The 25,581-nt window shown below is 65.3% G+C and carries 27 protein-coding genes; 20 read left to right on the forward strand and 7 right to left on the reverse strand.

Going from position 1 to position 25,581, the window contains the following annotated elements:
- Positions 1-112: 112 nt before the first annotated feature.
- The 6 genes from thyX to AC51GT_RS05470 all read left to right on the forward strand — a co-directional run bounded on the left by thyX (position 113) and on the right by AC51GT_RS05470 (position 8,452).
- Positions 113-865 carry an FAD-dependent thymidylate synthase gene (thyX, locus tag AC51GT_RS05445; protein ID WP_496328135.1) on the forward strand — a complete coding sequence of 251 codons (753 nt, stop codon included), beginning with the start codon at positions 113-115 and terminating at the stop codon, positions 863-865.
- Positions 866-933: 68 nt separating this feature from the next.
- Complete coding sequence (gene dapA, locus AC51GT_RS05450) at positions 934-1,839, forward strand: 4-hydroxy-tetrahydrodipicolinate synthase (RefSeq protein ID WP_496325257.1); 906 nt, start codon at positions 934-936, stop codon at positions 1,837-1,839.
- Positions 1,836-3,773 (forward strand): ribonuclease J, encoded by a 1,938-nt coding sequence (locus AC51GT_RS05455; RefSeq protein ID WP_496325256.1) that lies wholly within the window; start codon positions 1,836-1,838, stop codon positions 3,771-3,773. The genes dapA and AC51GT_RS05455 overlap by 4 nt, the downstream gene beginning before the upstream one ends.
- 44 nt (positions 3,774-3,817) lie before the next feature.
- Complete coding sequence (locus AC51GT_RS05460; RefSeq protein WP_496328136.1) at positions 3,818-4,438, forward strand: TIGR03085 family metal-binding protein; 621 nt, start codon at positions 3,818-3,820, stop codon at positions 4,436-4,438.
- Positions 4,439-4,522: 84 nt separating this feature from the next.
- Positions 4,523-7,339 carry an FtsK/SpoIIIE family DNA translocase gene (locus tag AC51GT_RS05465; protein WP_496328137.1) on the forward strand — a complete coding sequence of 939 codons (2,817 nt, stop codon included), beginning with the start codon at positions 4,523-4,525 and terminating at the stop codon, positions 7,337-7,339.
- A 99-nt stretch (positions 7,340-7,438) separates the two neighbouring features.
- Complete coding sequence (locus tag AC51GT_RS05470) at positions 7,439-8,452, forward strand: TerC family protein (protein WP_496325253.1); 1,014 nt, start codon at positions 7,439-7,441, stop codon at positions 8,450-8,452.
- Here AC51GT_RS05470 and AC51GT_RS05475 read toward each other — a convergent pair.
- A complete protein-coding gene (locus AC51GT_RS05475) occupies positions 8,449-8,733 on the reverse strand; it encodes a YciI family protein (protein WP_496325252.1) in 285 nt (94 codons plus the stop codon). The two genes, AC51GT_RS05470 and AC51GT_RS05475, sit on opposite strands and share 4 nt — an antisense overlap.
- A gap of 44 nt (positions 8,734-8,777) precedes the next feature.
- Positions 8,778-9,326, reverse strand: a complete 549-nt coding sequence (locus AC51GT_RS05480; RefSeq protein ID WP_496325251.1) for an amino-acid N-acetyltransferase — start codon at positions 9,324-9,326, stop codon at positions 8,778-8,780.
- Positions 9,327-9,436: 110 nt separating this feature from the next.
- Here AC51GT_RS05480 and pgsA point away from each other — a divergent pair, with 110 nt between their 5' ends.
- The 9 genes from pgsA to AC51GT_RS05525 all read left to right on the forward strand — a co-directional run bounded on the left by pgsA (position 9,437) and on the right by AC51GT_RS05525 (position 15,665).
- Positions 9,437-10,120, forward strand: a complete 684-nt coding sequence (gene pgsA / locus AC51GT_RS05485; protein ID WP_496328138.1) for a CDP-diacylglycerol--glycerol-3-phosphate 3-phosphatidyltransferase — start codon at positions 9,437-9,439, stop codon at positions 10,118-10,120.
- Positions 10,117-10,584 (forward strand): CinA family protein, encoded by a 468-nt coding sequence (locus AC51GT_RS05490; RefSeq protein WP_496328139.1) that lies wholly within the window; start codon positions 10,117-10,119, stop codon positions 10,582-10,584. The genes pgsA and AC51GT_RS05490 overlap by 4 nt, the downstream gene beginning before the upstream one ends.
- Positions 10,585-10,766: 182 nt before the next feature.
- Entirely contained in the window at positions 10,767-11,096 is a 330-nt protein-coding gene (locus AC51GT_RS05495) for a helix-turn-helix domain-containing protein (RefSeq protein ID WP_496325248.1), read from the forward strand.
- An 84-nt stretch (positions 11,097-11,180) separates the two neighbouring features.
- On the forward strand, positions 11,181-11,990 hold the full coding sequence (locus tag AC51GT_RS05500; protein WP_496325247.1) for a PspA/IM30 family protein: 810 nt from the start codon (positions 11,181-11,183) through the stop codon (positions 11,988-11,990).
- A 114-nt stretch (positions 11,991-12,104) separates the two neighbouring features.
- A complete protein-coding gene (locus tag AC51GT_RS05505; RefSeq protein WP_496325246.1) occupies positions 12,105-12,278 on the forward strand; it encodes a hypothetical protein in 174 nt (57 codons plus the stop codon).
- 29 nt (positions 12,279-12,307) lie between these two features.
- Complete coding sequence (locus AC51GT_RS05510) at positions 12,308-13,483, forward strand: glycosyltransferase (protein ID WP_496328140.1); 1,176 nt, start codon at positions 12,308-12,310, stop codon at positions 13,481-13,483.
- Positions 13,484-13,493: 10 nt separating this feature from the next.
- Positions 13,494-13,688 (forward strand): DUF3046 domain-containing protein, encoded by a 195-nt coding sequence (locus tag AC51GT_RS05515; protein ID WP_496325244.1) that lies wholly within the window; start codon positions 13,494-13,496, stop codon positions 13,686-13,688.
- A 256-nt stretch (positions 13,689-13,944) separates the two neighbouring features.
- Complete coding sequence (recA, locus tag AC51GT_RS05520) at positions 13,945-14,988, forward strand: recombinase RecA (protein ID WP_496325243.1); 1,044 nt, start codon at positions 13,945-13,947, stop codon at positions 14,986-14,988.
- 101 nt (positions 14,989-15,089) lie between these two features.
- Positions 15,090-15,665 carry a regulatory protein RecX gene (locus AC51GT_RS05525; protein WP_496325463.1) on the forward strand — a complete coding sequence of 192 codons (576 nt, stop codon included), beginning with the start codon at positions 15,090-15,092 and terminating at the stop codon, positions 15,663-15,665.
- Here the strand turns inward: AC51GT_RS05525 and AC51GT_RS05530 are convergent.
- Genes AC51GT_RS05530 through AC51GT_RS05545 form a run of 4 tightly spaced genes read right to left on the reverse strand, consistent with a single transcriptional unit; the run spans position 15,649 to position 18,969 of the window.
- Positions 15,649-16,521 (reverse strand): amino acid ABC transporter permease, encoded by an 873-nt coding sequence (locus AC51GT_RS05530; protein ID WP_496325242.1) that lies wholly within the window; start codon positions 16,519-16,521, stop codon positions 15,649-15,651. The genes AC51GT_RS05525 and AC51GT_RS05530 overlap by 17 nt on opposite strands.
- Positions 16,518-17,201: an amino acid ABC transporter permease gene (locus AC51GT_RS05535; protein ID WP_496325241.1), complete on the reverse strand. Its 684-nt coding sequence runs from the start codon at positions 17,199-17,201 to the stop codon at positions 16,518-16,520. Before AC51GT_RS05535 ends, AC51GT_RS05530 begins: the two co-directional genes overlap by 4 nt.
- Positions 17,198-18,241, reverse strand: coding sequence for a glutamate ABC transporter substrate-binding protein (locus AC51GT_RS05540; protein WP_496328141.1), 1,044 nt, complete (start codon positions 18,239-18,241; stop codon positions 17,198-17,200). The genes AC51GT_RS05535 and AC51GT_RS05540 overlap by 4 nt, the downstream gene beginning before the upstream one ends.
- Positions 18,241-18,969 carry an amino acid ABC transporter ATP-binding protein gene (locus AC51GT_RS05545; protein ID WP_496325462.1) on the reverse strand — a complete coding sequence of 243 codons (729 nt, stop codon included), beginning with the start codon at positions 18,967-18,969 and terminating at the stop codon, positions 18,241-18,243. Before AC51GT_RS05545 ends, AC51GT_RS05540 begins: the two co-directional genes overlap by 1 nt.
- A 206-nt stretch (positions 18,970-19,175) precedes the next feature.
- Here AC51GT_RS05545 and miaB point away from each other — a divergent pair, with 206 nt between their 5' ends.
- Positions 19,176-20,744 carry a tRNA (N6-isopentenyl adenosine(37)-C2)-methylthiotransferase MiaB gene (gene miaB, locus AC51GT_RS05550; protein ID WP_496325239.1) on the forward strand — a complete coding sequence of 523 codons (1,569 nt, stop codon included), beginning with the start codon at positions 19,176-19,178 and terminating at the stop codon, positions 20,742-20,744.
- Positions 20,744-21,352, forward strand: coding sequence for an Rv2732c family membrane protein (locus AC51GT_RS05555; protein ID WP_496325238.1), 609 nt, complete (start codon positions 20,744-20,746; stop codon positions 21,350-21,352). Before miaB ends, AC51GT_RS05555 begins: the two co-directional genes overlap by 1 nt.
- A gap of 74 nt (positions 21,353-21,426) precedes the next feature.
- On the opposite strand, the gene AC51GT_RS05560 is transcribed toward AC51GT_RS05555, so the two are convergent.
- Positions 21,427-22,800 (reverse strand): DUF349 domain-containing protein, encoded by a 1,374-nt coding sequence (locus AC51GT_RS05560; protein ID WP_496328142.1) that lies wholly within the window; start codon positions 22,798-22,800, stop codon positions 21,427-21,429.
- A 195-nt stretch (positions 22,801-22,995) separates the two neighbouring features.
- Here AC51GT_RS05560 and AC51GT_RS05565 point away from each other — a divergent pair, with 195 nt between their 5' ends.
- From AC51GT_RS05565 to dapF, 3 genes are read left to right on the forward strand one after another with little or no spacing between them, the layout of a single operon-like run.
- The gene (locus AC51GT_RS05565) at positions 22,996-23,742 is read left to right on the forward strand and encodes a class III extradiol ring-cleavage dioxygenase family protein (RefSeq protein ID WP_496328143.1); all 747 of its coding nucleotides are present in this window, start codon (positions 22,996-22,998) and stop codon (positions 23,740-23,742) included.
- Positions 23,736-24,638, forward strand: a complete 903-nt coding sequence (gene miaA / locus AC51GT_RS05570) for a tRNA (adenosine(37)-N6)-dimethylallyltransferase MiaA (RefSeq protein WP_496328144.1) — start codon at positions 23,736-23,738, stop codon at positions 24,636-24,638. Before AC51GT_RS05565 ends, miaA begins: the two co-directional genes overlap by 7 nt.
- 37 nt (positions 24,639-24,675) lie before the next feature.
- Positions 24,676-25,566, forward strand: a complete 891-nt coding sequence (gene dapF, locus AC51GT_RS05575; RefSeq protein WP_496325234.1) for a diaminopimelate epimerase — start codon at positions 24,676-24,678, stop codon at positions 25,564-25,566.
- Positions 25,567-25,581 lie beyond the last annotated feature (15 nt).

Raw genomic sequence — 25,581 nt, forward strand, 5'->3', positions numbered from 1 at the left:
TCGAACGGACCCGGTGTCGTGGCTGTCCGGGCCGCCAGAGGTCGATCGCATGTCCGTCTGCGCGGTGGTGGACAATCGGTGAGGCTCGAACCCACAGGAAAGAGGAAACGCAGTGTCGGAATTGGTGCCGTTGAAGGTGCAACTGGTGGCGAAGACGTCGTTCGACGCTCCTGCCGATGTGCCGTGGAGCACTGACGTCGACGGCGGGGAAGCGCTGGTCGAGTTCGCGGGCCGGGCCTGCTACCAGAGCTGGGACAAACCGAACCCCCGCACAGCAACCAACGCCGGGTACCTGCGTCACATCCTGGAAGTCGGACATCTGTCGCTGCTCGAACACGCGACCGTGACGTTCTACATCGCCGGGATCTCGCGTTCGTGCACCCATGAACTGATCCGGCACCGTCACTTCTCCTATTCGCAGCTCTCGCAACGCTTTGTGCCCGAGCACGATTCGAACGTGGTGCCACCACCGGCCATCCGCGGCGACGCGGAACTCGAGGCACTGTTCATCGAGGCCACCGACGCGAGCCGGAAGGCGTATTCGGAGCTGCTGACCGCGTTGGAGGAGAAATTTTCTGACGTACCCAACAACATCCTGCGACGTAAGCAGGCCCGCCAGGCGGCCCGGTCAGTCCTGCCGAATGCCACCGAGACCAAGATCGTGGTGACCGGCAACTACCGTGCATGGCGTCATTTCATCGGGATGCGGGCGACCGAACACGCCGATGTCGAGATCCGGCAACTGGCGATCGAATGCCTGCGTCAGCTCACCGATGTCGCGCCAACGGTTTTCGGGGACTTCGAGATCGGGACACTGTCGGACGGCACCGAAGTGGCAACCTCACCATTTGTTCTCGAAGGCTGAAACGCCGCCACGGCCCTTAGTCGCCACGGATTAAGCGACTGGCCTGTGCTCCGGTAACCTTAACGACCATGATCACCGGTGCGACGCAACCACAGAGCTTCCCCTTCGGGACTGTCAGTGTTGCGATGGTTACCCCGTTCACCGCTGACGGATCGCTGGACCTCGCTCGAGCCGCCGAACTTGCCGACCGGCTTGTGTCGGGCGGCTGCGATGGTCTGGTTGTCTCCGGCACCACAGGCGAGTCGCCCACCACCACGCCCGCAGAGAAGCTCGAGCTGCTCCGGGTCGTCCTGGACACGGTCGGTGACCGCGCCCGGATCGTGCAGGGTGCCGGCAGCTACGACACCCGCGAGAGTGTCTGGTTCGCCAAAGAGTCGGCTGCGGCCGGTGCACATGGCCTGTTGGTGGTGACCCCCTACTACTCACGGCCGCCGCAGGCCGGTTTGCTGGCCCACTTCACCGCCATCGCCGATGCCACCGACGTGCCGGTGCTGCTCTACGACATCCCGCCGAGATCGGTCATCCCGATCGAGCACCGCACCCTGTTGGAGCTCTCCCGCCACCCGAACATCCAGGGTGTCAAAGATGCCAAGGGTGATCTGAACTCGGCCGCGTCGCTGATGGCCGACACCGGCCTCCAGTACCTTTCCGGTGAAGACGCGCTGAACCTGCCGTGGCTCTCCATCGGTGCAGCCGGCTTTGTCAGCGTCATCGGACATCTGGTTCCCGATCGCCTCCGCGACATGCTCGACGCCGTCAACAAGGGTGATCTCATCCGCGCCCGCGAACTCAATGTGTCGATGATCCCGCTCGTCAACGCGATGGGCCGTCTCGGAGGCGTCACGATGGTCAAGGCAGCGCTGCGCATCCTGGGTATGGATGTCGGCGACCCCCGGTTACCGCAGGTGCCGGCGAACGGTCCACAAATCGAAGCGTTGATCGCGGATCTGCGTGCAGCGAAGGTACTTTCATGACATCTCCAGAATCGCCCGGGCGTAAGCGCGGCAGAGTGATCCGTCGCAAGGCCGGACCACCGGCAGAGCCGAAACCACAGACGATCCCCGCTGCGGCGGAACCGAAGGCGGACAACATCTCCGAATCCAACGCGCCCAAGTCATCAAAGTCGGTCGCACAGAAGAGGTCTCCACGGAATCGCCGTGGCGGTCAGGGCCAGTCCGCAGCGAAACGGACCGATGCCCGGGTTGTCGAGAACAGCAACAGGCTCGGCGTCCCACCGAAACTCCCGGCCAACGGTATGCGCATCGTTGCGCTCGGTGGAATCGGTGAGATCGGCCGCAACATGACCGTGTTCGAATACGACGGCAAGCTGCTGATCGTCGACTGCGGTGTCCTGTTCCCCGAAGATGCCCAGCCCGGTGTCGACCTGATCCTGCCGGACTTCCGGTACATCGAGGATCGGATGGACGACGTCGAGGCGATCATCCTGACGCACGGGCACGAAGACCACATTGGTGCCGTCCCGTTCCTGCTCCGCCTGCGTTCCGACATCCCGGTGATCGGCGCCAAGTTCACGCTGGCCCTGCTCGCGGCCAAGTGCAAAGAACACCGCCTGCGTCCCAAGCTGATCGAGGTGTTCGAGGGCGAGTTCACCAAGCATGGTCCGTTCGAGGTCGAATACTTCGCGGTCAACCACTCGATCCCGGACGCACTGGCCGTCGCGATCCGCACCGGTGCCGGCGTGGTCCTGCACACCGGCGACATCAAGCTCGACCAGTTGCCACTCGACGGTCGTCTGACCGACCTCGCCGGTTTCAGCCGGCTCGGCGACGAGGGCGTGGACCTCTTCCTGGTCGACTCGACCAACGCCGAGGTCCCCGGATTCGTCACCCCCGAACGTGAGATCGGTGGCGTTCTCGATCAGGTGATCGGCAAGGCGAAACACCGCGTGATCGTGGCGTCCTTCGCCAGCCACGTCCATCGCATCCAGCAGGTCGTCGACGTGGCCCACGCCCACGGGCGCCGGGTGACATTCGTCGGACGCTCGATGGTCCGCAACATGCAGATCGCCCAGGAACTCGGCTACCTGCGGGTGCCCGACGGCGTCGTGGTCGACATGGACACCGCTGCCGCACTCCCCGACAACAAGCTCGTGCTGGTCTCGACCGGGTCGCAGGGCGAGCCGCTCTCGGCGCTCTCCCGGATGGCCAAGGGCGAACATCGGCAGATCAACATCCATGCCGACGACCTGGTCGTCCTGGCGTCCTCGCTCATCCCGGGTAACGAGAACTCGGTGTTTGCCGTGGTCAACGGCCTCGCGCGGCGCGGTGCGACCGTGGTCACGCAGCAGAGCGCCAAGGTGCACGTCTCCGGACACGCATCGGCAGGCGAGCTGCTGTACCTGTACAACGCAGTCCGGCCATCGAATGTGATGCCGGTGCACGGTGAATGGCGCCACCTGCGTGCCAACGCCGCACTGGCCGAGGCCACCGGCGTTCCGTCCGAGTCCGTGGTCCTCGCCGAAGACGGCGTGATCGTCGACCTCGTCGACGGCCGCGCATCCATCACCGGCCGGGTTCCGGTGGGCTTCGTCTACGTCGACGGACTGTCGGTCGGAGATGTCGGCGAGTCGACGCTGTCCGAACGGCTCGTGCTCGGCGAAGGTGGTTTCATCGCGATCGCTGTGGTGATCGACGCCGACACCGGTCGCGCCGTCAGCCCGCCCGAGGTCTCCGGTCGGGGATTCTCCGACGATCCGGCGGCGCTCAAAGAAGCGGCGAACCTCGTCGACCACTCTCTCGAGCAGCTGGCCAACGAAGGTGTCACGGACGCACATCGGATCGCGCAGACCATCCGCCGGGTGGTCGGCCGCTGGGTCGCCGACAAGTACCGCCGCCGGCCGATGATCGTGCCCACGGTTCTGACGGTGAGCGACTCCGGCAACAGCTAGTGCTGTGCGCCACAAGGGTGGTCGGTGCCGCATAGGGTGGTGCCATGACGATTGCCCGAGATGAACGTGCAGCGCTTGTGACCACTCTGCGTGCGGTCGGACCCGACGCGCCAACCCTGTGTGAGGGATGGACGGCCCGGGATCTGACCGCCCACATGATCGTGCGGGAGTACCGCCCGGATGCCTCACCGGGCATCCTGATCCCGGCGCTGGCCGGACATACGAAGTCGGTGCAGGACAAGGTGGCGAAGGACGACTGGGATTCGATGATCGCCAAGTTCGCCGCCGGTCCGCCGCTGTATTCGCCGCTGAAGCCGCTCGACCGCTTCGTGAACGTCACCGAGATGTTCGTGCACCACGAAGACGTCCGCCGCGCGGCGCCGGGGTGGGAGCCCCGGACCCTCGGGGCCGCCGAGAACAAGGCGATCCTCACCCCGCTCAAGGCAATGGCGAAAAGAGCGATTGCCAAGTCGCCGGCCACTGTTGAATTGGTCACCCCCGACGGTGAGCAGATCGCCACCGGAGGCCATGGACCGACGGTTCGGATCACCGGTGAACCACTGGAACTGTTGCTGTTCGCGTTCGGACGAGCCCAGACCCGTTTGGATTTCGAGGGCGACGCCGACGCGGTCGCCGCGGTGAAGGCAGCGAAACGCGGTTTTTAGGAACCATCACGAATACGACACGCGATCGAGATGCGCGTGTTGTAGATGAGGTTTGTGTGACTGTTGCCGACTAAGGTGGCACCCATGGCAACCAAGTCCACCGCTCGCTCTGGCGCGCCCGCTCGCGGTTCCGCGGCCGGGAAGAAACCTGCCGCCAAGAAGGCTGCCCCGCGTAAGGCTCCGGCGAAGAAGGCCTCGGCGTCCGCCAAGAGGCCTGCTGCGAAGAAGGCGACGACAGCCAAGAAGTCGACCGCAGGGGCCCGGGGGTCGAGCAGGTCGGCAGCGACCTCGGCGCGGGCCAAGGCGTCCGCGCCGCCGCGCCGGTCGGCCCTCAAAGCGGTGGGCGCCGGTGTCGGTGCGGGATGGGGCCTGGTCGCGAAGGGTGTCGGGGCGGTCGCCCGGTCCGGCTCGCGCGGCGGGGACCCGCACTACGACGAACGCGAGTACGGCGACGATGGCCCGGCCGGATCGTCGAACGATCCCTTCGACGATGCGTCGGGTGGGGGAGCGGACCAGAACGTTCACACACAGGGCCGCGACGGACTCGCGCTGGTGTTGCTCGCACTCTCGATCGTGGTGGTCGCGGCGATCTGGTTCGACGCCGGTGGTCCGGTCGGGGCGTTTGTCGATTCCGCGGCCCGCGCCGTCATCGGGACCGTGGCCATGCTGCTGCCATTGGTCTTCATCGGGGCCGCCTTCGTACTCATGCGGCACGCACCGAACCCTCGCAGTCGCGGTCGATACATCAGTTCTGCGCTGCTGATCGGGCTCCCACTGCCCGGTCTCTGGCACATCTTCGCCGGTCGTCCGGCCGAACTGTCTGAGCGTCAGGACGCCGGTGGATTCATCGGCTTTGCGGTCGGCGGACCGCTGACCGACGGGTTGACGGCCTGGATCTCGGTACCGATCCTGCTGTTGTGCATGGCGTTTGGACTGCTGCTGCTGTCCGGGCTGACAGTGCGCGAACTGTTTGCGGTCGTCAGTTCGTACCTCGGTCTCGGCGTCACCGGTGAATGGGATGAGGACGGCGACTACGAAGACGACGAGTTCGGCGCCGACGACTCCTACGGCGCCCCGGCCTACGGTGACCCGTACAACAACTACCCACCCGACCTTCCCTCCCTGGCGACCCGCCCCGAGCCGCCGAGCCGGCCCCGTCGGCGTACCCCGCCGCCGGCACCGGTACCGGTGACCGCGGGGGAGGCATTGACCGAAGAGATCATCGACGATGACGGTGCCCCAGCGGCGGTGACCGAAGCCCTGCAGACTCCTCCGGCCGGCGCGAAGCCGGTCCGCAAGCGACCGGTCGCCAAGCCCACCCCGCCGCCGGTTCCGGCCGACGACGACGAAGACGACGACATGCCGCAGAACGGGATGTTGGTCGATCGTGCCGTGGAGGGTGATTACAAGCTGCCGCCGGCCAGCCTGCTGATCGAGGGCGACCCGCCCAAGCTGGGCAGCGCCGCGAACGACGAGATGATCGATCGGATCTCGGCCGTCCTGGAGCAGTTCAAGATCGACGCCGCCGTCACCGGCTTCACTCGCGGTCCGACGGTCACCCGGTACGAGGTCGAACTCGGACCGGGTGTGAAGGTCGAGAAGATCACCGCCCTGCAGCGCAACATCTCCTACGCCGCGGCGACCGACAACGTCCGGCTGCTGGCCCCGATCCCCGGCAAATCCGCCGTGGGTATCGAGGTGCCCAACAGCGACCGGGAAATGGTCCGCCTGGCCGACGTGCTCACCGCATCGTCGACCCGTAAGGACAAGCATCCGCTGGTGGTCGGCCTGGGCAAGGACATCGAGGGCAACTTCGTGGCCGCGAACCTGGCGAAGATGCCGCACCTTCTGGTCGCCGGTTCCACCGGTTCCGGTAAGTCGAGCTTCGTGAACTCGATGCTCGTCTCGCTGCTGACCCGCGCGACGCCGGAGGAGGTCAGGATGATCCTGGTCGACCCGAAGATGGTGGAGCTCACGCCGTACGAGGGCATCCCGCACCTGATCACACCCATCATCACGCAGCCGAAGAAGGCTGCGGCGGCACTGGCCTGGCTGGTGGAGGAGATGGAACAGCGCTACCAGGACATGAAGGCGTCCCGGGTGCGACACATCGACGACTTCAACAGCAAGGTCCGCTCCGGGGAGATCACGACCCCGCTCGGTTCCGAACGCGTCTACAAGCCGTATCCGTACATCCTGGCGATTGTCGACGAGCTCGCCGACCTGATGATGACTGCTCCGCGTGAGGTCGAGGAATCGATCGTCCGGATCACCCAGAAGGCCCGTGCCGCCGGTATCCACCTGGTCCTGGCAACGCAGCGCCCGTCGGTCGACGTGGTGACCGGTCTGATCAAGACCAACGTCCCCTCGCGGCTGGCGTTCGCGACGTCGTCGCTGACCGACTCACGAGTCATCCTCGACCAGCCCGGTGCCGAGAAGCTGATCGGTATGGGTGACGGACTGTTCTTGCCGATGGGCGCCAACAAGCCCATCCGTATGCAGGGTGCGTTCATCACGGACGAAGAGATCCAGGCCGTGGTGGATTTCGCGAAGGAGCAGAGTGAGCCCGATTACACCGAGGGTGTGACCGCGCAGAAGGCTCCGGACAAGAAGGACATCGACGCCGATATCGGCAACGACCTGGACGACCTGCTGCAAGCGGTGGAACTGGTGGTGTCGAGTCAGTTCGGCTCCACCTCGATGCTGCAACGCAAGCTCAGGGTCGGTTTTGCCAAGGCCGGGCGCCTGATGGACCTGATGGAAAGTCGCGGAGTCGTCGGTCCCTCAGAGGGGTCGAAGGCGCGCGATGTGCTCGTCAAACCCGAGGACCTCGCCGGTGTCATCTACTCGATCACCGGTGGCGGCGACAGTGACACAGAGGACGATTCGGACGATTTCTGAGGGGTGCGGAGCTCTGCGCCGGTGGTCGACGAACCGGGTTGTCGAAACTATTAGGTAAAGTGATTTTTACCTTTCTTCGACAGCTTGGAGGCTGCACTCGTGCACGTTTCGCCCACCGTCTGGATCGTCACCTGTTTGGTGATACTGGGCTTGTTCGTATTCGACTTCTTCGCCCATGTGCGGGTCCCACACGCACCCTCGCTCAAAGAGTCCGGCTTCTGGTCGGCCTTCTACATCACCATCGCGCTGATCTTCGGCGGATTCGTCTGGTGGAAGTGGGGGTCGAGTTCGGGTACCGAGTACTATGCGGGCTTTGTCACCGAAAAAGCGCTCTCGGTGGACAACCTGTTCGTGTTCATCATCATCATGGCCAAGTTCGCGGTACCGCGGGAGTACCAGCAGAAAGTGCTGTTGCTCGGTATCGTCATCGCCCTCGTCCTACGTGGCGGCTTCATCGCTGTCGGTGCGGCGGCGATCAGCGCCTACTCGTGGGTCTTCTACCTGTTCGGCGCGTTCTTGATCCTGACCGCCATCAAGCTGCTCCGTGAGTCCGACGACCCGGACAAGACCGAGGAGGAGGTCGAGGGCGGCGTCGAGAAGTTCGTCAAGAGGTTCTTGCGTACCTCGGACGCCTACGACCGCGACAAGCTGTTCACCATCGAGAACGGCAAGCGCATGGCCACTCCGATGCTGATGGTGCTGATCGTGATCGGCTTCACCGACGTGCTCTTCGCGCTGGATTCGATCCCGGCGATCTACGGTCTGACCGAAGAGGCGTACATCGTGTTCACCGCCAACGCCTTCGCGTTGATGGGGCTGCGTCAGCTCTTCTTCTTGCTCGGTGGTCTCCTCGACAAGCTCGTGTACCTGTCGTTCGGACTCTCATTCATCCTCGGCTTCATCGGTGTGAAGCTGGTGCTGCACGCGCTGCACGAGAACACCCTGCCGTTCATCAACGGTGGTGAACACGTCTCGGTGCCGGTGATATCGACCCCGCTGTCGCTGTCGGTGATCCTCGGGACCCTGGTGATCACCACGGTGGCCAGCCTCCTCAAGACGCGGTCCGACGACCGGAAAGCGGAGTCCCTGACCTCCGGGGGCACGCCCGACTAGTCGCTGATCGGTCCGATCACCGGGTTCCACGCCCGAATCGACGTGGCGTCGATTGCCGAGACCGGAACGTACGGATCATCTTTGATCAGGGCCTTCACGGCGGCCTCGTCCTCTGCCCGGAAGATCAGCAGAGCGCCGAGGCCGTCCGGGAAGGGCCCGGACGCCTTCAGGATCCCGTCGTCGCACAGGCCCGACAACCAGGCGCGGTGCGCCGGCCGGGTCTCGTCGCGGATGGCCGCGGTGCTGGGGGAGAAGGTGTACTCGACGAGAAACGTTGCCACGGTGCTTCTTTCGGTCGGAAGAGTTTGGGTCGGACGAGCAGGTGTCAGAGGGTGGCCAACATCCGGGTATTGCCGAGGGTGTTGGGTTTGACGAAACTCAGGTCGAGGAACTCGGCGACGCCGGCGTCGTACGACCGGCACATCTCCTCGTACACCTCGGCGGTCACCGGCGTGCCGGCGATCTCCACGAATCCGTGTTTGCCGAAGAAGCGGGTCTCGAAGGTGAGCACGAACACCCGGCTCAGCTGGAGTTGCCGCGCCATGTCGAGCAGCCGGCTCACCAATTGGTGGCCGATGCCGTGCCCGGCCATCGACTGGTCGACGGCGACGGTACGGATCTCACCGAGGTCTGCCCACAGGACGTGGAGAGCTCCGCACCCGACCACCCGGCCGTCGATCTCGGCGACCCAGAACTCCTGGACCGCCTCGTACAGCGTCACCAAATTCTTTTCGAGGAGGATCTTGCCCGCGTACTGGTCGATCAGTTCTTTGATGCGCGGCACGTCCGAGGTTCGTGCCCGGCGCACGGTCGCCTCGACCTTCGAATCGGTTGCAGCAGCAGGCTCGTTGGCCGAGCTGTTGTCAGATGCCATGCGTGAAACAGTAATACCTGTGTACCCCGGGCCTTCGTCACAGGCGGGGCAACCTATCCTTGAGCACGTGGGTATTGGGCATAACGATTCGGCGCTGCAGGGTGCATCGCGTGGCTGATCGTTTGCGCCGCGAGGTCACCGGCGCCGAGCCCGATCCGATTTCGGATCTCGTCAGCGAAGAGGTCCCCATCCTCAACCTGGCCAACATCCTGACGATCTTCCGGATCGTGCTGGTGCCGGTCTTCGTTGCGATCCTGTTCATCGACGGTGGCGACAACCCGTGGTGGCGAACGCTGGCGTGGGGCGTTTTCGCGCTGGCCGCGATCACCGACCACTACGACGGCCGGATCGCGCGAGAGCGCGGTTTGATCACGGACTTCGGAAAGCTCGCCGATCCCATCGCCGACAAGGCGCTGATCGGTTCGGCGCTGATCGGTCTGTCGATCCTCGGTGAGTTGCCCTGGTGGGTCACGGGCGTGATCCTGGCCCGGGAACTGGGGATCACGGTCCTGCGCTTCTGGGTCCTGCGGCACGGGGTGATCCCGGCCAGTCGCGGCGGCAAGATCAAAACACTTCTGCAGGTCTTTGCGATCGGCCTCTACGTGCTGCCCTTGTCGGGTCCGCTGCACTGGGTCGCGGTCGTGCTGATGGGTGCCGCGCTGGTGGCAACCGTTGTCACCGGGATCGATTACGTGTGGCAGGCCTTCGCCAAACGGGCCCAGCGTCGCCGGGATGCGGCGACGCTGCGCCGGGACGAGCGGTCCGGCCATCCCGGCGATCGTTCCGGACGGTGAGCACCGATCCGTTGGCCGGGGAACCGGCTGCGCGGTTGGTATCGGAATTGCGTCGCCGGGACGAAACGGTGGCCACCGGTGAGTCGCTCACGGCGGGCCTGCTGTCCGCGATGATCGCGGGAATCCCCGGCGCCAGTGTAGTGCTCCGCGGCGGACTGATCGTCTACGCAACCGATCTGAAGGCGGGGCTTGCCGGTGTCCGGGCCGAGACGCTGGAGAAGTTCGGTCCGGTGGCGGAGCAAACCGCCGAGGAGCTGGCGATCGGTGCGGCCGAAAGGTGCGGCGCGACGTATGGGATCTCCCTGACGGGGGTGGCCGGCCCTGATCCTCAGGACGGTAAGTCCCCGGGGACGGTGTTCTGCGGTCTGCCCGGACGCGCTCCGGTCATCCGGTCGGGAACGCCGGATTCGACACCAAGGTCGTGGGCATGTCGCTGCGGGGCGACCGGTGGGATATTCGTCTAATGTCGTGCACACGGTCGATCGGTGAATTGCTCGATTGGCTCGACTGAGTTCGTGGGAGTGCTGCACCCCGCGGCAGCGACGGAAGCGGACCCACGATCTCCAGGATTGAACGCCGATCACGGACCGGGAACGTTCTCGGGCCGTACTGCGTTGGACAGACTGACGTGTCGAGGAGGACTCATATGGCAATACTCCTGCGGGAAGCACTCGGTGGCAGCCTGCGGCGGGTTCGGATGGATCAAGGCCGCACCTTGCGTGAAGTATCGACGAGCGCCCGGGTCAGCCTGGGCTACCTGTCCGAGGTCGAACGCGGCCAAAAAGAGGCGTCGAGCGAACTGCTCGCCGCGATCTGCGATGCGCTCGAGGTAGAGATCGCCGACGTTCTGCTGGACGTCCGCGACACCCTCCGGACCGATCTGGACCACGCTGCGCAGCCGTCCGGGCGCGCATCGATCGCGACCGAGACGAAGGTTGTCATACCGCAGCCGGCATCGGCTCTGGCTGCCGCCTGACCTTCGCCGGTGTCACTGCGCGGGTTCAGACGATAGATTGGGTGCAGGACTGCTCGGAATCGGACTGAAGACAAGGCAGGGGCAATGGCTAACCCGTTTGTGAAGGCATGGCGTTACTTGATGGCGTTCGGAAACGCCAAGATCGATGAGAACGCCGACCCGAAGATTCAGATCCAGCAGGCGATCGAAGATGCGCAGCGTCAACATCAGGCGCTGTCGCAGCAGGCCGCGGCGGTCATCGGCAATCAGCGCCAGCTCGAGATGAAGCTCAATCGGCAACTCGAGGACATCGAGCGCCTGCAGGCCAACACCCGCCAGGCGTTGACCCTGGCCGACAAGGCGACCGCGGCCGGCGACACCGCCAAGGCGAACGAATACACCAATGCCGCCGAGGCTTTCGCCGCGCAGCTGGTGACCGGTGAGCAGAGCGTCGAAGATCTCAAGGCGCTGCACGATCAGTCGTTGCAGGCGGCCGAACAGGCCAAGCATGCGGTCGAGCAGAACTCGATGATGTTGCAGCACAAGCTCGCCGAGCGGACCAAGCTGCTGAGCCAGCTGGAGCAGGCGAAGATGCAGGAGCAGGTCTCGGCGTCGTTGAACCAGATGAGCGAGCTGGCCGCGCCCGGCAACACCCCCAACCTCGAGCAGGTGCGCGACAAGATCGAACGTCGCTACGCCAACGCACTCGGGTCGGCCGAACTCTCCCGTAACTCGGTGCAGGGTCGCATGATGGAGGTCCAGCAGGCCAGCGTCCAGATGGCCGGGCATTCCCGTCTCGAACAGATCCGGGCCTCCATGGCAGGTGAATCGTTGGCTGCCGGTGAGTCCGCGGCCGCACCTGCCGCCGAACCGGCGGCGCCGTCGGTCAACGTCGAGAAGCCCCAGGCGAACTGACCGCCGGACTCGGGGTAGTCCCTGAACTTCCCCCCATCTTGCCTGTTCTCCGGTGACAACGGCGTGCTGTGCTGGCACCGTTGGTGGCACGGACGTCGAGGCGAGGAGGATGACATGTGGTGGAAGGTATTGCTGGCGGTTCTGGTGGTGTGGTTGGCTTTCGGGCTGATCATGGCGCTGGTGAAGGGCCTGCTCACAATTCTGGTGATCGGCCTCGTGGTGATCGGTGTGATCGCGGTGATCAAGTGGGCGAGTACCGACAAGAGTCCGACGAACACCGGCAGGTAACGGTGCCACCGGCAGGCGAGGAGTCGTAGTTGCGGATAGCCCTGGTGGCCGGCTCGGACGCCGGTCATGCATTTCCCATGCTTTCTCTCGCAGACCTGTTGCAGCGCAACGGTTTTTCGCCCGTTGTCTATACCGGCTCTGGTTGGGCCGAAGCGGCCGCACTGCGCGGCCTGCAGGTTCGGCAGTTGCCCGGGCTCGCCGCGCAGACCGACGATGACGACGGCGACGCCGGCGCCAAGCTCAGCGCCCGCGCGGCGCGGATGTGCGGGGCACTGATTCCCGAACTGGCCGACTTCGGTCCCGACTTGGTCATCTGTGACGTCATCACGGTGTGCGGGGGATGGGCAGCCGAACCGTTGGGTGTGCCGTGGATCGAACTCTCCCCGCATCCGCTCTACCGGGCCTCGGCGGGACTCCCGCCCATCGGTAGCGGGCTGGAACCGGGTACCGGCTTGTCAGGGCGGCTGCGGGACGGATTGATGCGAGCGGCCACCGCACGTTCGATCCGGCAGGGTGAGCGACAACGAGAAGCCGCGCGGGCCGGGATGGGACTGCCGCCGCGGGCTCCCGAACCCGCCGCCCGGATGATCGCCACCTTGCCCGCTCTGGAGGTTCCCCGCCCGGATTGGCCTGTCGGCGCGGAGGTGGTCGGCCCCCTGTTGTGGGAGCCCACCGACAAGATCTTCGACCGGCCTCCCGGCGATGCGCCCCTGGTCGTCATCGCGCCGTCCACCGCGGCCACCGGCTCGGTGGGTCTGATCGAATCGGCGTTGATGGCGCTGGACCCGGAGGTGCTCGGAACACCGGTGCGCGCCGTGGTCTCCGGCTTGGCCCCGCAGGTCGATGAACTGCCCGCCTGGGCCCTCGCCGGGCACGGCAGGCAGGACGAGTTGCTGGCCGAGGCGGCACTGGTGATCTGTGGTGGCGGCCACGGGATGCTCGCGAAATCGATGCTCGCCGGGGTACCGCAGGTGCTGGTTCCCGGTGGCGGGGATCAGTGGGAGCTCGCGCAGCGGGCCCGGCGATGGGGTTGCGCGGAGGTCGTCCGTCCGCCGACCGTCGGGGCGATGTCGTCGGCGATCCGAAAAATATTGCAGAACAATTCATTTGCCGCTGCCGCGCGCCGGGCGGGTGAGAGCAACGGTGATGTCCTCGATCCGGTTGCGTTGTGTACCCGGGCGGCGGGTCGGGAACTGTTTCGCTAGCCTTGACGGCGTGCGACTCACCGAATTCACCGAACTCTTGACCACCGAGTTCGGCGCCGCCACGGCCGATTCGATGCTCGTCGACCACGCACTCATCGAGTTCGGTGGCAAGACGGCAGCGCAGGTTCTCGAGTCCGGGGTGGATCCCCGCGACGTGTGGGTGGCCCTGTGCCGGGACTTCGACGTCCCTCGCAATCGCTGGTAGAAAGCCCGTTCCCGGATTCTCACCCGGCGTGTCGTACCCGCCGGTGGTTGACTCGAACAGATGTTCGCCTAGAGTGGTGGGCAAGCAACGATGGGAAAAGTCGGCACCGGCGGACCGCGGGTTCGCCGGATTGTCAGAGGGCTGATCTAGCGTGATGTCAGTGCGCAAAGAGATGCCGAACACGCGAAAAAAAGCTCGCTCCCGCCAGACCGGCGGTACCACCGCCGAGAACTCGGCCAAACCACTAGGGGAAAAAATGGCAGCCCAACCAGACCGCGAGAAGGCACTCGACCTGGCCTTGGCCCAGATCGACAAGAACTATGGCAAGGGCTCGGTGATGCGACTCGGTGAGAACGCCCGCCAGCCGATCGCCACCATCCCCACCGGCTCGATCGCGCTGGACGTCGCGCTGGGTATCGGCGGGCTGCCGCGTGGCCGCGTGGTCGAGATCTACGGCCCGGAATCCTCGGGTAAGACCACCGTGGCCCTGCACGCTGTTGCCAATGCGCAGAAGGCCGGCGGCATCGCGGCGTTCATCGACGCCGAGCACGCACTCGACCCCGATTACGCCCAGCGGCTGGGTGTCGACACCGACGCACTGCTGGTGTCGCAGCCCGACACCGGTGAGCAGGCGCTCGAGATCGCCGACATGCTGATCCGTTCCGGTGCGCTCGACATCCTGGTGATCGACTCGGTGGCCGCGCTGGTTCCGCGTGCGGAAATCGAAGGTGAGATGGGTGACAGCCACGTCGGCCTGCAAGCGCGTCTGATGAGCCAGGCGCTGCGCAAGATGACCGGTGCCATGAGCAATTCGGGCACCACTGCGATCTTCATCAACCAGTTGCGCGAGAAGATCGGCGTCATGTTCGGATCGCCGGAGACCACCACCGGTGGTAAGGCGCTGAAGTTCTACGCCTCGGTACGTCTGGACGTCCGCCGGATCGAGACCCTCAAGGACGGCACCGACGCGGTCGGTAACCGGACCCGCGTCAAGGTGGTCAAGAACAAGGTCGCGCCGCCGTTCAAGCAGGCCGAGTTCGACATCCTGTACGGCCACGGCATCAGCAAAGAAGGCTCGATCATCGACATGGGCGTGCTGCACGGATTCATCCGTAAGGCCGGCTCGTGGTTCACCTACGAGGGTGAACAGCTCGGCCAGGGCAAGGAGAACGCACGTAAGTTCCTGCTCGAGAACACCGAGACCTGCGATGAGATCGAGAAGAAGATCAAAGAGAAGCTCGGAATCGGTGCAGTGCTGACCGCAGATGACGCCGTCGCACCGGCACCGGTCGAGTTCTAAAGGAACAACAACAGGTGAACGACCCTGGGGGAGAGGATGTCCGCGCCAACATCGCCGAGCTGCGATCGGCGACCGCGGAGATCCTCTCCCGACCTGTATCTGTGGACCCCCCACCGGCGGCGGAGCCGGTCGTCGAACCCGAGTCGGTGTCGACGCCGGACGCAGCGCCCCCGGGGTTCAACCGGGCAGCCGGCGGTACGGGCGCGTCGGCATACGATGCCGCGCTCCGACTGCTCGGTGTCCGGGCGCGCAGCCGGGCCGAATTGCGAGGACGGCTGCAGGACAAAGATTTTCCGGAGACCGAAGTCGATTCTGTGATGCAGCGGCTCGAACGCGCCGGACTGCTCGACGACGCGGATTTCGCCGACCAGTGGGTGCGCTCACGCCACCTGCACAGCGGCAAGGGGCGTACCGCACTGCGCCATGAACTACGCCAGAAGGGCGTCATGGACACGGTGATCGAGCAGGCCGTCAGCCAGGTCGACGACGACGCCGAGCGTGAGCGTGCCGCAGAACTGCTCCGCCGCAAGACCGCAAGGCTCCGCGCCGAGGACGTCTCAGAACGCGAAAGCCGCGACAAGCACATGCGCCGCCTGGTGGCGATGCTTGCTCGTCGCGGCTATGCGCCGTCGCTGGCGTTCGATCTGGTGAAGGCCGAACTCAGCGATCTGCGGTGATCGCGTCGTCCTCGATGGTCACCTTGCCGACGGTGCCCTTGCGCTTGCCCACCCGGACCCGACGTTCGACCACGGTGGCCAGTGTCGACAACCCGAAGTTGAGGATGATCATCACAATGGCGACAACCACCAGCGCCGGCAGGTAATTGCCGTAGAACGATGCCGACTGGATGCCGGACCGCACCACTTCGATGTAGCCGATGGCGTATCCCAGTGCGCTGTCCTTGAGCGCGATGACCATCTGCGAGATCAATGCCGGGAGCATTGCGGTGATCGACTGCGGCAGCAACACCATGCGCATGGTCTGGGATTTGCGCATGCCGAGCGAATGGGCGGCCTCGGCTTGTCCGGCGGGCAACGAATTGATGCCCGATCGCAGGATCTCCGCGATCACGGAACCGTTGTACAGCGTCAGGCCCGTGACCACGGCCGCAAACGCCAGCTGCTCGGCGGGGAAGACCGCATACTCGGCAAACAGGTAGTAGGCGAAGATCATCAGGATCAGCACCGGGATGGCGCGGAAGATCTCGACCGTGCCGCCGCTGAGGATCCGGATCCACCGGTGCTCGGACAGCCGGCCGATGCCCAGCAGGGCTCCGAGGATCAGGGCGAACACGATGGAGAGCACCGCGGCCTTGATCGTTCCCCACAGACCCGGCAACAGGTAGGTGGTCCAGGTGTCGGCCTTGATGAACGGATCCCACTTCTCGGCGGTGAGCTGACCGTTGTCCCCCAGGGCGATCATCACGTAGACGAACGCTGCGAGCAGGATCACGCCGAACACGATCGCGATCAAGAGGTTACGTCTGCGGGCCTTCGGTCCGGGTGCGTCGTACAGAACAGTTGCGCTGCTCATCGCTTGACCGCCAATCGCTTTGCCAGGTAACCGAAGACAAAGCCTTCGGTGAGTGTGATCACCATGAATCCGGCGGCGATGATGATGAAGATCCAGACCACCTGATCAGCGTGGTTCTCGATCTGCTCCTTCATCAGCAGTGAGGCCTCGGCGACACCGATCGCCGAGGCGATGGTGGTGTTCTTGGTCAGGGCGATCAGGACACTGCCCATCGGGCCGATGACCGATCGCAGGGCCTGGGGCAACACGATGATGGAAAACACCTTGGAGAACGGCAATCCCAGCGAGCGCGCGGCCTCGGCCTGGCCGATCGGCACGGTGTTGAAACCCGACCGCAGGGTCTCGCAGACGAACGTCGAGGTGTAGAGCACGAATCCGAGAACGGCCAGCCAGAAATTGTTGTTCTCGACGAAGTTCTCGTTCTCCGGCGCCAGGGCGAGGCCGAGGTTCTGATACAGGCCCACCGAACAGAAGATGACGATCAGCGTCAACGGGGTGTTGCGGACGATGTTGACGTACCAGGTGCCGAACACACGCATGACCGGAACCGGGGACACCCGCATGCCCGCGAGAATCGTTCCCCAGATCAATGCGCCGATGGCGGAGTAGAACGTCAACTGGATGGTGACCCAGAAAGCCGGCCACAGGGCAGGTCCGATGTCGGACCACAGCTCGCTCATGAGAGTCCTTCCGGGCATGGCGTGGACGTGGAGTCGAGGAACGCCAGATCAGCCGGTGTCGGGACGAACGTGTACTTGGAGTCGGCCGTATCGGCACGGGCGATCATCGTGTCGACCTCGGAATCGCCGATCGCCTCGCGCAGCGCGAGCTCCCAGGCAGAGGGTCCACCGCCGGGAGGCGGCGTCATCATGTTGACGAGCGCTTCGTTGACCGCTGCCACTGCTTGCGGGTACTCCTTGGCCAGACCGATGCCGTAACGCTCGGTGGAGAACGGGGTCCCGGCCTTCTTGAGCGACTTCGGGCTGCCCGCGCAGGCGTCCTTCGGGTAGGTCATGTCGACGAGCTTGAACTCGCCGGGATAGAAGTTGGAGAACCCGGCGAGGATCGCCTCATCGGTGGTCAGCGCATCGACCTTGCCGCGGCGCAGGGCCTCGACACAGGACGAGTAGGAATCGAACTCCTGTAGCTGGACGTTCGGCAGCTGGTTCTTCACGTTCTGCGCCGACGTCGAACCGGTCACCGAACACAGCTTCTTGCCCTTGTTCAGGTCGGTGAGGGTCTGGATCTCCTCATCGTCTTCGCGGACCAGCAGACCCTGATAGTTGATCAGGTACGGACCGGCGAAGGCGACCTTCTTGGACCGGGCCGCATTGATCGAGTAGGTGGCCGCGATCATGTCGACCTCACCGTTGGCGATGAGGGTCTCGCGCTGCGCCGACGGTGTTTCCCGCCACTTGATCTTCGGCTTTTCCCAGCCGTTGGTCTCGGCGATGTTGTTGATCACGTACTCGGACACCGAGACGTCGAATCCGGTGAAGGACTTGTCGGGGTGTCGCAGGCCCAGCCCGGGCTGATCGAACTTTGTGCCGGCGACCACCGAACCGTTCTGGATCGACTCGAGCAGGTTGCGTGGATTGGTGTTGCCGCAGGCGGCGAGCCCGGTCGTGACCACCACCGCGGCGAGCGCGAGGCCGAGCAGCGTGGTCAGTCGTCGTGGCCGGGTTCGGATTGTGGGGCGTGCGGTACTCGTCTGACTCATCAGTGGCCCAGGATCTTGCCGAGGAAGTCACGGGCCCGGTCGGACTTGGGCGCTGTGAAGAATGTCTCGGGATCGCCGTCTTCGACGATGGCTCCATCGGCCATGAAGATCACGCGGTCGGCGGCCTTGCGGGCAAAACCCATCTCGTGGGTGACCACGACCATGGTCATGCCTTCTTTGGCCAGGGAGACCATCACGTCGAGCACCTCGTTGACCATCTCGGGGTCGAGGGCGGAGGTGGGCTCGTCGAAGAGCATCACCTTCGGTTCCATCGCCAGCGAACGGGCGATGGCCACCCGCTGCTGCTGACCGCCGGAGAGCTGCGCGGGGTACTTGTCCTTCTGGCTGGCGATACCCACCCGCTCGAGAAGTTCGAGTCCGCGCTTCTCGGCCTCGGCCTTGCCCTTGCCGCGGACCTTGATCGGCGCGAGGGTGACGTTCTGCAGAATTGTCTTGTGCGCGAAGAGGTTGAACGACTGGAAGACCATGCCGACATCGGCGCGCAGTGCCGCCAGTGCCTTGCCTTCGCTCGGCAGGATGCTCCCGTCGATCCAGATCTCGCCGCTGTCGATCGGCTCGAGGCGGTTGATCGTGCGACACAGAGTGGACTTGCCGGATCCCGAGGGACCCAGGACCACGACCACCTGGCCGGCGGGGACGTCGAGCTGGACGTCCTTCAGCACATGCAGATCACCGAAATGCTTCTGCACATTCTTCATGCTGATCATGGTGTTCGCGGCGCCGGCCTGAGATGTCGGGGCCGACTTCGCGGCGTCCGGACCGTCCGAAAATGCTGTCATGAATACCGACCTTATTGGTATGACGTGGCGCTCGACTGCGCAACCCCGGCTACGGTTCGGCGCCGGTACTGGGCGGTTACCGATCCCAAGCGGTGGAATAAGCAGCTGACCGGCGCCATTTCGCCAGGTCGGCGATGGCAAGTACGCTGGGGCAGGTGACAATCTCGTTGACAGATCCGCAGGCCACGGACAGTACCGCCGGCCAGACCGCCGAAGTTCGTTCCTATGAGGTCCGCACCTACGGATGTCAGATGAACGTGCACGACTCCGAGCGGATCTCCGGATTGCTCGAGGAAGCGGGCTACGTCCGCGCCGACGCCGACGGCGAGGCCGACCTGGTTGTCTTCAACACCTGCGCAGTCCGTGAGAACGCCGACAACAAGCTGTACGGCAATCTCTCCCACCTGGCCCCGGTCAAGGTCCGGCGCCCGGGGATGCAGATCGCCGTCGGTGGGTGTCTGGCGCAGAAGGACCGCGCCGCCGTGGTCCAGAAGGCACCGTGGGTCGACGTCGTCTTCGGCACGCACAACCTCGGCTCGCTGCCCGTGCTTCTCGAACGGGCCCGTCACAACGAGGTCGCGCAGGTCGAGATCATCGATTCGCTCGAGGCTTTCCCGTCGACGCTGCCCGCCAAGCGGGAGTCGGCGTACTCCGGCTGGGTGTCGATCTCGGTGGGCTGCAACAACACCTGCACGTTCTGCATCGTTCCCGCGCTGCGGGGGAAAGAGGTCGACCGGCGTCCCGGCGACGTCCTCGCCGAGGTGCAGGCACTTGTCGATGAAGGTGTGCTCGAGGTGACGTTGCTCGGCCAGAACGTCAACGCATACGGGATGTCATTCGCCGACCCGGAGATGGGCCGCGATCGCGGGGCGTTCGCATCGCTGCTGCGCGCCTGCGGTGAGATCGAAGGTCTCGAACGGGTCCGTTTCACCTCTCCGCATCCGGCCGAGTTCACCGACGACGTGATCGAGGCGATGACCGAGACCACGAACGTGTGCCCGCAGTTGCACATGCCACTGCAGTCGGGTTCGGATCGCATCCTCAAGGCGATGCGACGCAGCTACCGGAGTACCAAGTTTCTCGGAATCATCGAACGGGTCCGTGAGGCGATGCCGCACGCGGCGATCACCACCGACATCATCGTCGGGTTTCCCGGGGAGACCGAAGAGGATTTCCAGGCAACCCTCGACGTGGTGGCCAAGGCGAGGTTCACCAGTGCCTTCACGTTCCAGTACTCACCGAGGCCCGGCACACCTGCCGCCGACATGATCGACCAGGTTCCGAAAGAGGTTGTCTCGGAACGTTATATGCGTCTGACGGACCTGCAGGACCGGATCTGTCTGGAAGAAAACCAGAAGTTGATCGGAAGCCCGGTCGAGGTCCTGGTGACCGCCGACGGGCGCAAGGATTCCGGTCGGATGACCGGACGTGCCCGCGACGGGCGGCTGGTGCACTTCGAGACCAGCGACCCCGCGATCCGTCCCGGTGACCTGATCGACACCGAGGTGACCGGCGCGGCACCGCACTACCTGCTGGCCGACTCCGGTGTGCGGAATCACCGCCGCACCCGCGCGGGCGACGCCCATGCCGCGGGAACAACACCGCAGACCCCGCCGATCGGGGTGGGTCTGGGTCTGCCGACAATCGGAAAACCAATGGAAGCGCCGGTCGAATCCGGCTGCGGTTCGGGATGTGAGATCTGATGGCAAGCAACAACCGAGACGATGATTTCGAGCAGTTCGAAGGCGACCTGCGCAAAGCCGAGCGAAAGGTCGCCGGGGAGATAGACCCCGGTGCCCGCGCCCTGGTGGTTGCCGGCGCAGTGCTGGTCCTGATGCTGTCGATGGTGTTGCCGCACACCGGTTCGGTCAGCGGTATCGAAGTGCTGACATTCAACTCCGAGGCCGCGGCGGAGAACGTCACCATCACCTCGCGGATCTCGGTCTGGCTCCAGCTGGTCTTCGGCATCGGTTTCTCGACGCTGGCTTTGCTCACCCGGCGCTGGTTCTTGGCCTGGATCGCGCTGTGCGGCTGTGCCGTGGGCTGCGTGGCGGGGATGCTGGCCTGGTGGTCGCGCAACACCCCGGGCGTATCGGGCTTCGAACCCCCGAGCGGTGTCGGCGCCGGACTCGTCGTGGGCTGGCTTGCGATGTTCGTCCTGACCTTCCACTGGTCGCGGGTGGTGTGGGTACGCACCTCGGTGCAGTTGTCCCTGGAGGCGCAACGTCGCGATGATGCGGCCGCGCAGGAGCTCAAAGCGATTGCACTGCAGCGCAAGTCGGCTACCAAGCATCCCAGAAAAGACGTCTGACCGGCGCGCGAGAACATCGACGATACAGAAAATGACCGGGCCATCGGCCCGGTCATTTCTTGTCTTCGCGAACGTCAGTCGTTGATCGCGCCTTCGGCCGCGCGGGCCCACTCACGCCACTGCTCGGCCTGTTCCCGGAGCTTGCGGGCATCCCTGTCCTTGCCGTTCGCCTCTGCCTTTGCCGCCTGATCTTCGAGCTGGGCAACGCGGTCGGCAAACTGCTGGGCGCGAGCCTTCACAGCCGGGTCGGTCCGTTCCCACTGCGCCGACTCGGCATCGCGGATACGCTTCTCCACCGCCTTGATGCGGGCTTCGAGTGAGTGCATCTGATCTCGGGGAACCTTCCCGATCTCGTCCCACTGATCCCGGATCGTGCGGAAGTCGCGACGAGCCGCCTCGAGGTCACTTTCGGGATCGATCGTCTTCTCGGCGCGGGTGAGGAGCTCGATCTTCGCTGCGGCGTTCTCCTCGAACTCCGCATCGCGTTCGGAAGATGCCGCGTTGCGGGCACCGAAGAAAACGTCCTGGGCGGCTTTGAATCGATTCCACAGTGCGTCGTCCTGGTCGCGGGGTGCGCGTCCGGCAGCCTTCCACTGGACGAGCAGTTCGCGGAACTTGGCCGCGGTGTCCGCCCACTCGGTGGAGGACGACAGGCCCTCGGCCTCCGCGATCAGCTCTTCCTTGCGGGCGCGGGCGCCCGCTCGCTCGCGGTCCATCTCCGCGAAGTGGGCACCACGCCGTCGGTTGAAGGTGTCGCGTGCCTTCGAGTAGCGCTTCCACAACAGGTCATCGGTCTTGCGATCGACGCCCTTGATGGTCTTCCACTCGTCGAGGATCTGGCGCATCCGGTCGCCGGCAACCTTCCACTGTGTGGATTCGGCGCCGATGGCCTCGGCCTCTTCGGCCAACTCGTTCTTGCGGGCAACGGCCTTGGCGCGGGATTCGTCGCGCTCGTGTTTGACCTTCTCGGCGGCGCCTTCGGCCCAGTCGATGATGGCCTGCAGACGGAGGGCGACGGCGTCGACATCGCCGATGACCGCGGCGGTCGGAAGTGATTCGAGCAGCGCCGCGGCGCCGATCTTGGTCTTGCGCGGATCGCCGGTGCCCGCGTCGAGGCGTTCCTCCAGCAACTCGACCTCGACGACCAGGTCGTCGAAGCGGCGACCGAAGTGGGCCAGACCTTCGGCCGCGGTTCCGGCCTGCCAGGACGCGATCTGGTGCTCGCCTGCGGAGTTCTTCAACCACACCGCACCGTCTTCGTCGACGCGGCCGAACTCGGACGGGTCGGAAGCCTGCCGACCGGGTTCGACAGGTGCGGGATGAGGATGGGCGGGTGGGTGATGGCCGGGCCGCGGGCCGGGCCGGGGACCGGGCTTGGGGCCTGGTTTGGGGCCCGGAGTCGGGGTGGGGTTGTCGGTGGCTGCCGGCTGCGGCGTGTGGTCGGTCATGTCATTCCTTATCCCTGCCGCGCGACACGGCTGCCAGTCACATCTGATGCCGACGGTGGTTCACGCCCACCGCCCACAACCATTGAAGCAGGTCACCGGCACGGGTGGGGACAGTCGCCGACAAATGAGTGGTGGATTCGCGACCGGGACGGTGTCGGCGGTGCGCAGTACCGTCGGTCGACTAGCGTTGCGAAGGTGTTGATCGCCGCCGCCTTTGTGCCCTCCGCGCCTGCTCTGGTCCCCGAACTGTCCGGGCCACAGGTACCGGAGTTGTTGCCTGTTCGGGCCGCGAGCCTGCAGGTATGCGCCGATCTGTCCACCCGGTGTCGGGAATGGGTGCTCGTCGGAGCAGGCGATCCGGCGCGGCCGGTCGCGGCGCGCGGGACCTTTGCCGGCTTCGGCGTGGATGTCCAGGTGGAGTTGGTCCCGGAGGCGTCCGGTCAGGCCGACCCCGAGATGGAACTCTCGCTGTTGATCGGTGGATGGCTGCGTGGCCAGGTCGATCCGGAGATCCGGTTGACCACCGAATTGGTGTTCAGCTCCAGTGGCCCGTCGGCCTGCGCGCAACAGGGGCACGTGCTGGCCCGATACCTGGCAACCCGGTCTTATCCGGTCGGATTGCTGGTGGTCGCCGATGGCGCCGGCACGCTCGGTCCCAAGGCTCCCGGCGGCTCCGCCGAGGGCTCCGAGAGATTCCAGTCAGCGATCGACGACGCACTCGGTTCCGGGGACCGCGCGGCGCTTGCCGCCCTCGATCAACCGGAGTGCGAACTCTTCGGTGTGGACGGCAGGGGGCCATGGCAGGTCGCCGCGGCGGCGACCCAGGGATACGAGGTCACCTCCGAATTACGTTATGCCGGAGCACCGTTCGGGGTCGGGTACAGCGTTGCGCTGTGGGATCTGACGCCGGCGCATCCGACGCCGGGTGACCTCACATGGTGAACCCCATCGCCGTGATCGGACCCACGGCCAGCGGCAAATCCGATCTGGCCCTCGACATCGCCGAAGCCCTCGGTGGCGACATCGTGAACATCGACGCGATGCAGCAGTACCGAGGGATGGACATCGGCACCGCAAAGGTGCCCGCCGACGAGCGCCGCGGCATCGTGCACCATCAGATCGACGTCCTCGACGTCAGCGAGACCGCCACCGTGGCCCGCTACCAGCACGCCGCGCGCGCCGACGTCGAGGCGCTCCTGGCGCAGGAGCGAACACCGGTCGTGGTCGGTGGGTCGATGATGTACATCCAGGCGTTGCTCGATGACTGGCAGTTTCCGGCCACCGATCCGGAGGTCCGCGGGCGCTACGAGGCCGAGCTCGAACGCGTGGGCTCGCCGGCCCTGCACGATCGGCTCGGTGAGGTCGATCCCGAGGCCGCCCGCAACATCCTCGACACCGACGGCAGGCGCATCGTGCGCGCGCTCGAGGTGGTGGAGTTGACGGGTCGACCGTTCGCCGCCTCGGCGCCGACCATCGGTGAACCACGCTGGGGCACAACCATCATCGCGCTCGACCGCGATACCGAAGAACTCGACGCGCGCATCGCGCTGCGGACCGAACAGATGTTCTCGCAGGGATTTGTCGACGAGGTGCAGGTGCTGCTCTCGCACGGCCTGCGCGAGGGCGTCACCGCCGCGCGGGCCATCGGCTACTCGCAGGTCATCGCCGCCCTGGACGGGGAGTACGACCTCGCCCAGGCGCAGGAACTGACATTTATCGGGACGCGCCGATACGTGCGCAGGCAGCGGTCGTGGTTCCGGCGGGATCCGCGGGTGCACTGGCTCGATGCGGCCACACCCGATCTGCTCGGGCAGGCGCTGCGTGCCGCCGGCCGGTGAGAATCGGACGGGGTCCGGTGCGGGTAGTCTTGACCAGATGTTCGGGCGTGTTGATTTTGTGAAGGGGCACGGTACGGAGAACGACTTCGTGCTGTTGCCCGATGCCGGCGTGCAACTCGACCTGACACCGGATTTCGTCTCCACGCTCTGCGATCGGCACCGCGGTATCGGTGCTGACGGCGTACTCCGGGTGGCCACCGCAGGGGCCCTTCTCGGTGCCGGGGTGCTCGCGGCGCTTCCCTCCGGTGTCGCCGAGAACGACTGGTTCATGGATTATCGGAACGGGGACGGGTCGGTCGCGGAAATGTGTGGCAACGGGGTGCGGGTGTTCGCCCACTACCTCGCCGCACATGACCTGGTCACCGGGCGGACCTTCACCGTCGGCTCACGCGCCGGTGGCCGCGAGGTGACCGTCCACCATCTGACCGAATCCACGGCCGATGTGAGTGTGCTGATGGGCCGGGCCCGGACCGGCGGCGAAAGCAAGGCCACCATCGGCGATCAGACGTACTCGGGCTTGTCGGTCAACGTCGGCAATCCCCATCTGGCCTGTGTCGTCGAGGGCCTGACCCTCGAGCGTCTCGAGGCGATCGATCTCACCGCGCCGATCTCGTTTGACCACAACGACTTTCCCGAAGGCGTCAACATCGAACTGATGACGCCACTGAGTGGACCGGCCGACGGTGCGCTGGTCGGTGAGGTGTCGATGCGGGTGCACGAACGCGGCGTGGGGGAGACCCGCAGCTGCGGTACCGGCACCGTCGCGGCGGCCAATGCCGCGCTGCGGTCGGTCGGGCGCAGCACCGGTGCGGTGGTCGTGAACGTTCCCGGTGGAGCGGTGACCGTCACCGTCGGCGAGAACGACAACGAGCTCCGTGGGCCATCGGTTTTGGTCGGCGCCGGAATGCTCAACGCAGGGTGGCGCTAAATCCGTTATGCAGTG

This window comes from Williamsia sp. z34 (assembly GCF_059553395.1).

Excerpts from the sequence above, each read along its gene's own strand:
- dapA (WP_496325257.1), top strand. The coding sequence starts at position 934 with ATGATCACCGGTGCGACGCAACCACAGAGCTTCCCCTTCGGGACTGTC.
- AC51GT_RS05455 (WP_496325256.1), top strand. The coding sequence starts at position 1,836 with ATGACATCTCCAGAATCGCCCGGGCGTAAGCGCGGCAGAGTGATCCGT.
- AC51GT_RS05460 (WP_496328136.1), top strand. The coding sequence starts at position 3,818 with ATGACGATTGCCCGAGATGAACGTGCAGCGCTTGTGACCACTCTGCGT.
- AC51GT_RS05465 (WP_496328137.1), top strand. The coding sequence starts at position 4,523 with ATGGCAACCAAGTCCACCGCTCGCTCTGGCGCGCCCGCTCGCGGTTCC.
- AC51GT_RS05480 (WP_496325251.1), bottom strand. The coding sequence starts at position 9,326 with ATGGCATCTGACAACAGCTCGGCCAACGAGCCTGCTGCTGCAACCGAT.
- AC51GT_RS05495 (WP_496325248.1), top strand. The coding sequence starts at position 10,767 with ATGGCAATACTCCTGCGGGAAGCACTCGGTGGCAGCCTGCGGCGGGTT.
- AC51GT_RS05500 (WP_496325247.1), top strand. The coding sequence starts at position 11,181 with ATGGCTAACCCGTTTGTGAAGGCATGGCGTTACTTGATGGCGTTCGGA.
- AC51GT_RS05505 (WP_496325246.1), top strand. The coding sequence starts at position 12,105 with ATGTGGTGGAAGGTATTGCTGGCGGTTCTGGTGGTGTGGTTGGCTTTC.
- recA (WP_496325243.1), top strand. The coding sequence starts at position 13,945 with ATGGCAGCCCAACCAGACCGCGAGAAGGCACTCGACCTGGCCTTGGCC.
- AC51GT_RS05530 (WP_496325242.1), bottom strand. The coding sequence starts at position 16,521 with ATGAGCAGCGCAACTGTTCTGTACGACGCACCCGGACCGAAGGCCCGC.
- AC51GT_RS05535 (WP_496325241.1), bottom strand. The coding sequence starts at position 17,201 with ATGAGCGAGCTGTGGTCCGACATCGGACCTGCCCTGTGGCCGGCTTTC.
- AC51GT_RS05540 (WP_496328141.1), bottom strand. The coding sequence starts at position 18,241 with ATGAGTCAGACGAGTACCGCACGCCCCACAATCCGAACCCGGCCACGA.
- AC51GT_RS05545 (WP_496325462.1), bottom strand. The coding sequence starts at position 18,969 with ATGATCAGCATGAAGAATGTGCAGAAGCATTTCGGTGATCTGCATGTG.
- miaB (WP_496325239.1), top strand. The coding sequence starts at position 19,176 with ATGGCAAGTACGCTGGGGCAGGTGACAATCTCGTTGACAGATCCGCAG.
- AC51GT_RS05555 (WP_496325238.1), top strand. The coding sequence starts at position 20,744 with ATGGCAAGCAACAACCGAGACGATGATTTCGAGCAGTTCGAAGGCGAC.
- AC51GT_RS05560 (WP_496328142.1), bottom strand. The coding sequence starts at position 22,800 with ATGACCGACCACACGCCGCAGCCGGCAGCCACCGACAACCCCACCCCG.
- miaA (WP_496328144.1), top strand. The coding sequence starts at position 23,736 with ATGGTGAACCCCATCGCCGTGATCGGACCCACGGCCAGCGGCAAATCC.
- dapF (WP_496325234.1), top strand. The coding sequence starts at position 24,676 with ATGTTCGGGCGTGTTGATTTTGTGAAGGGGCACGGTACGGAGAACGAC.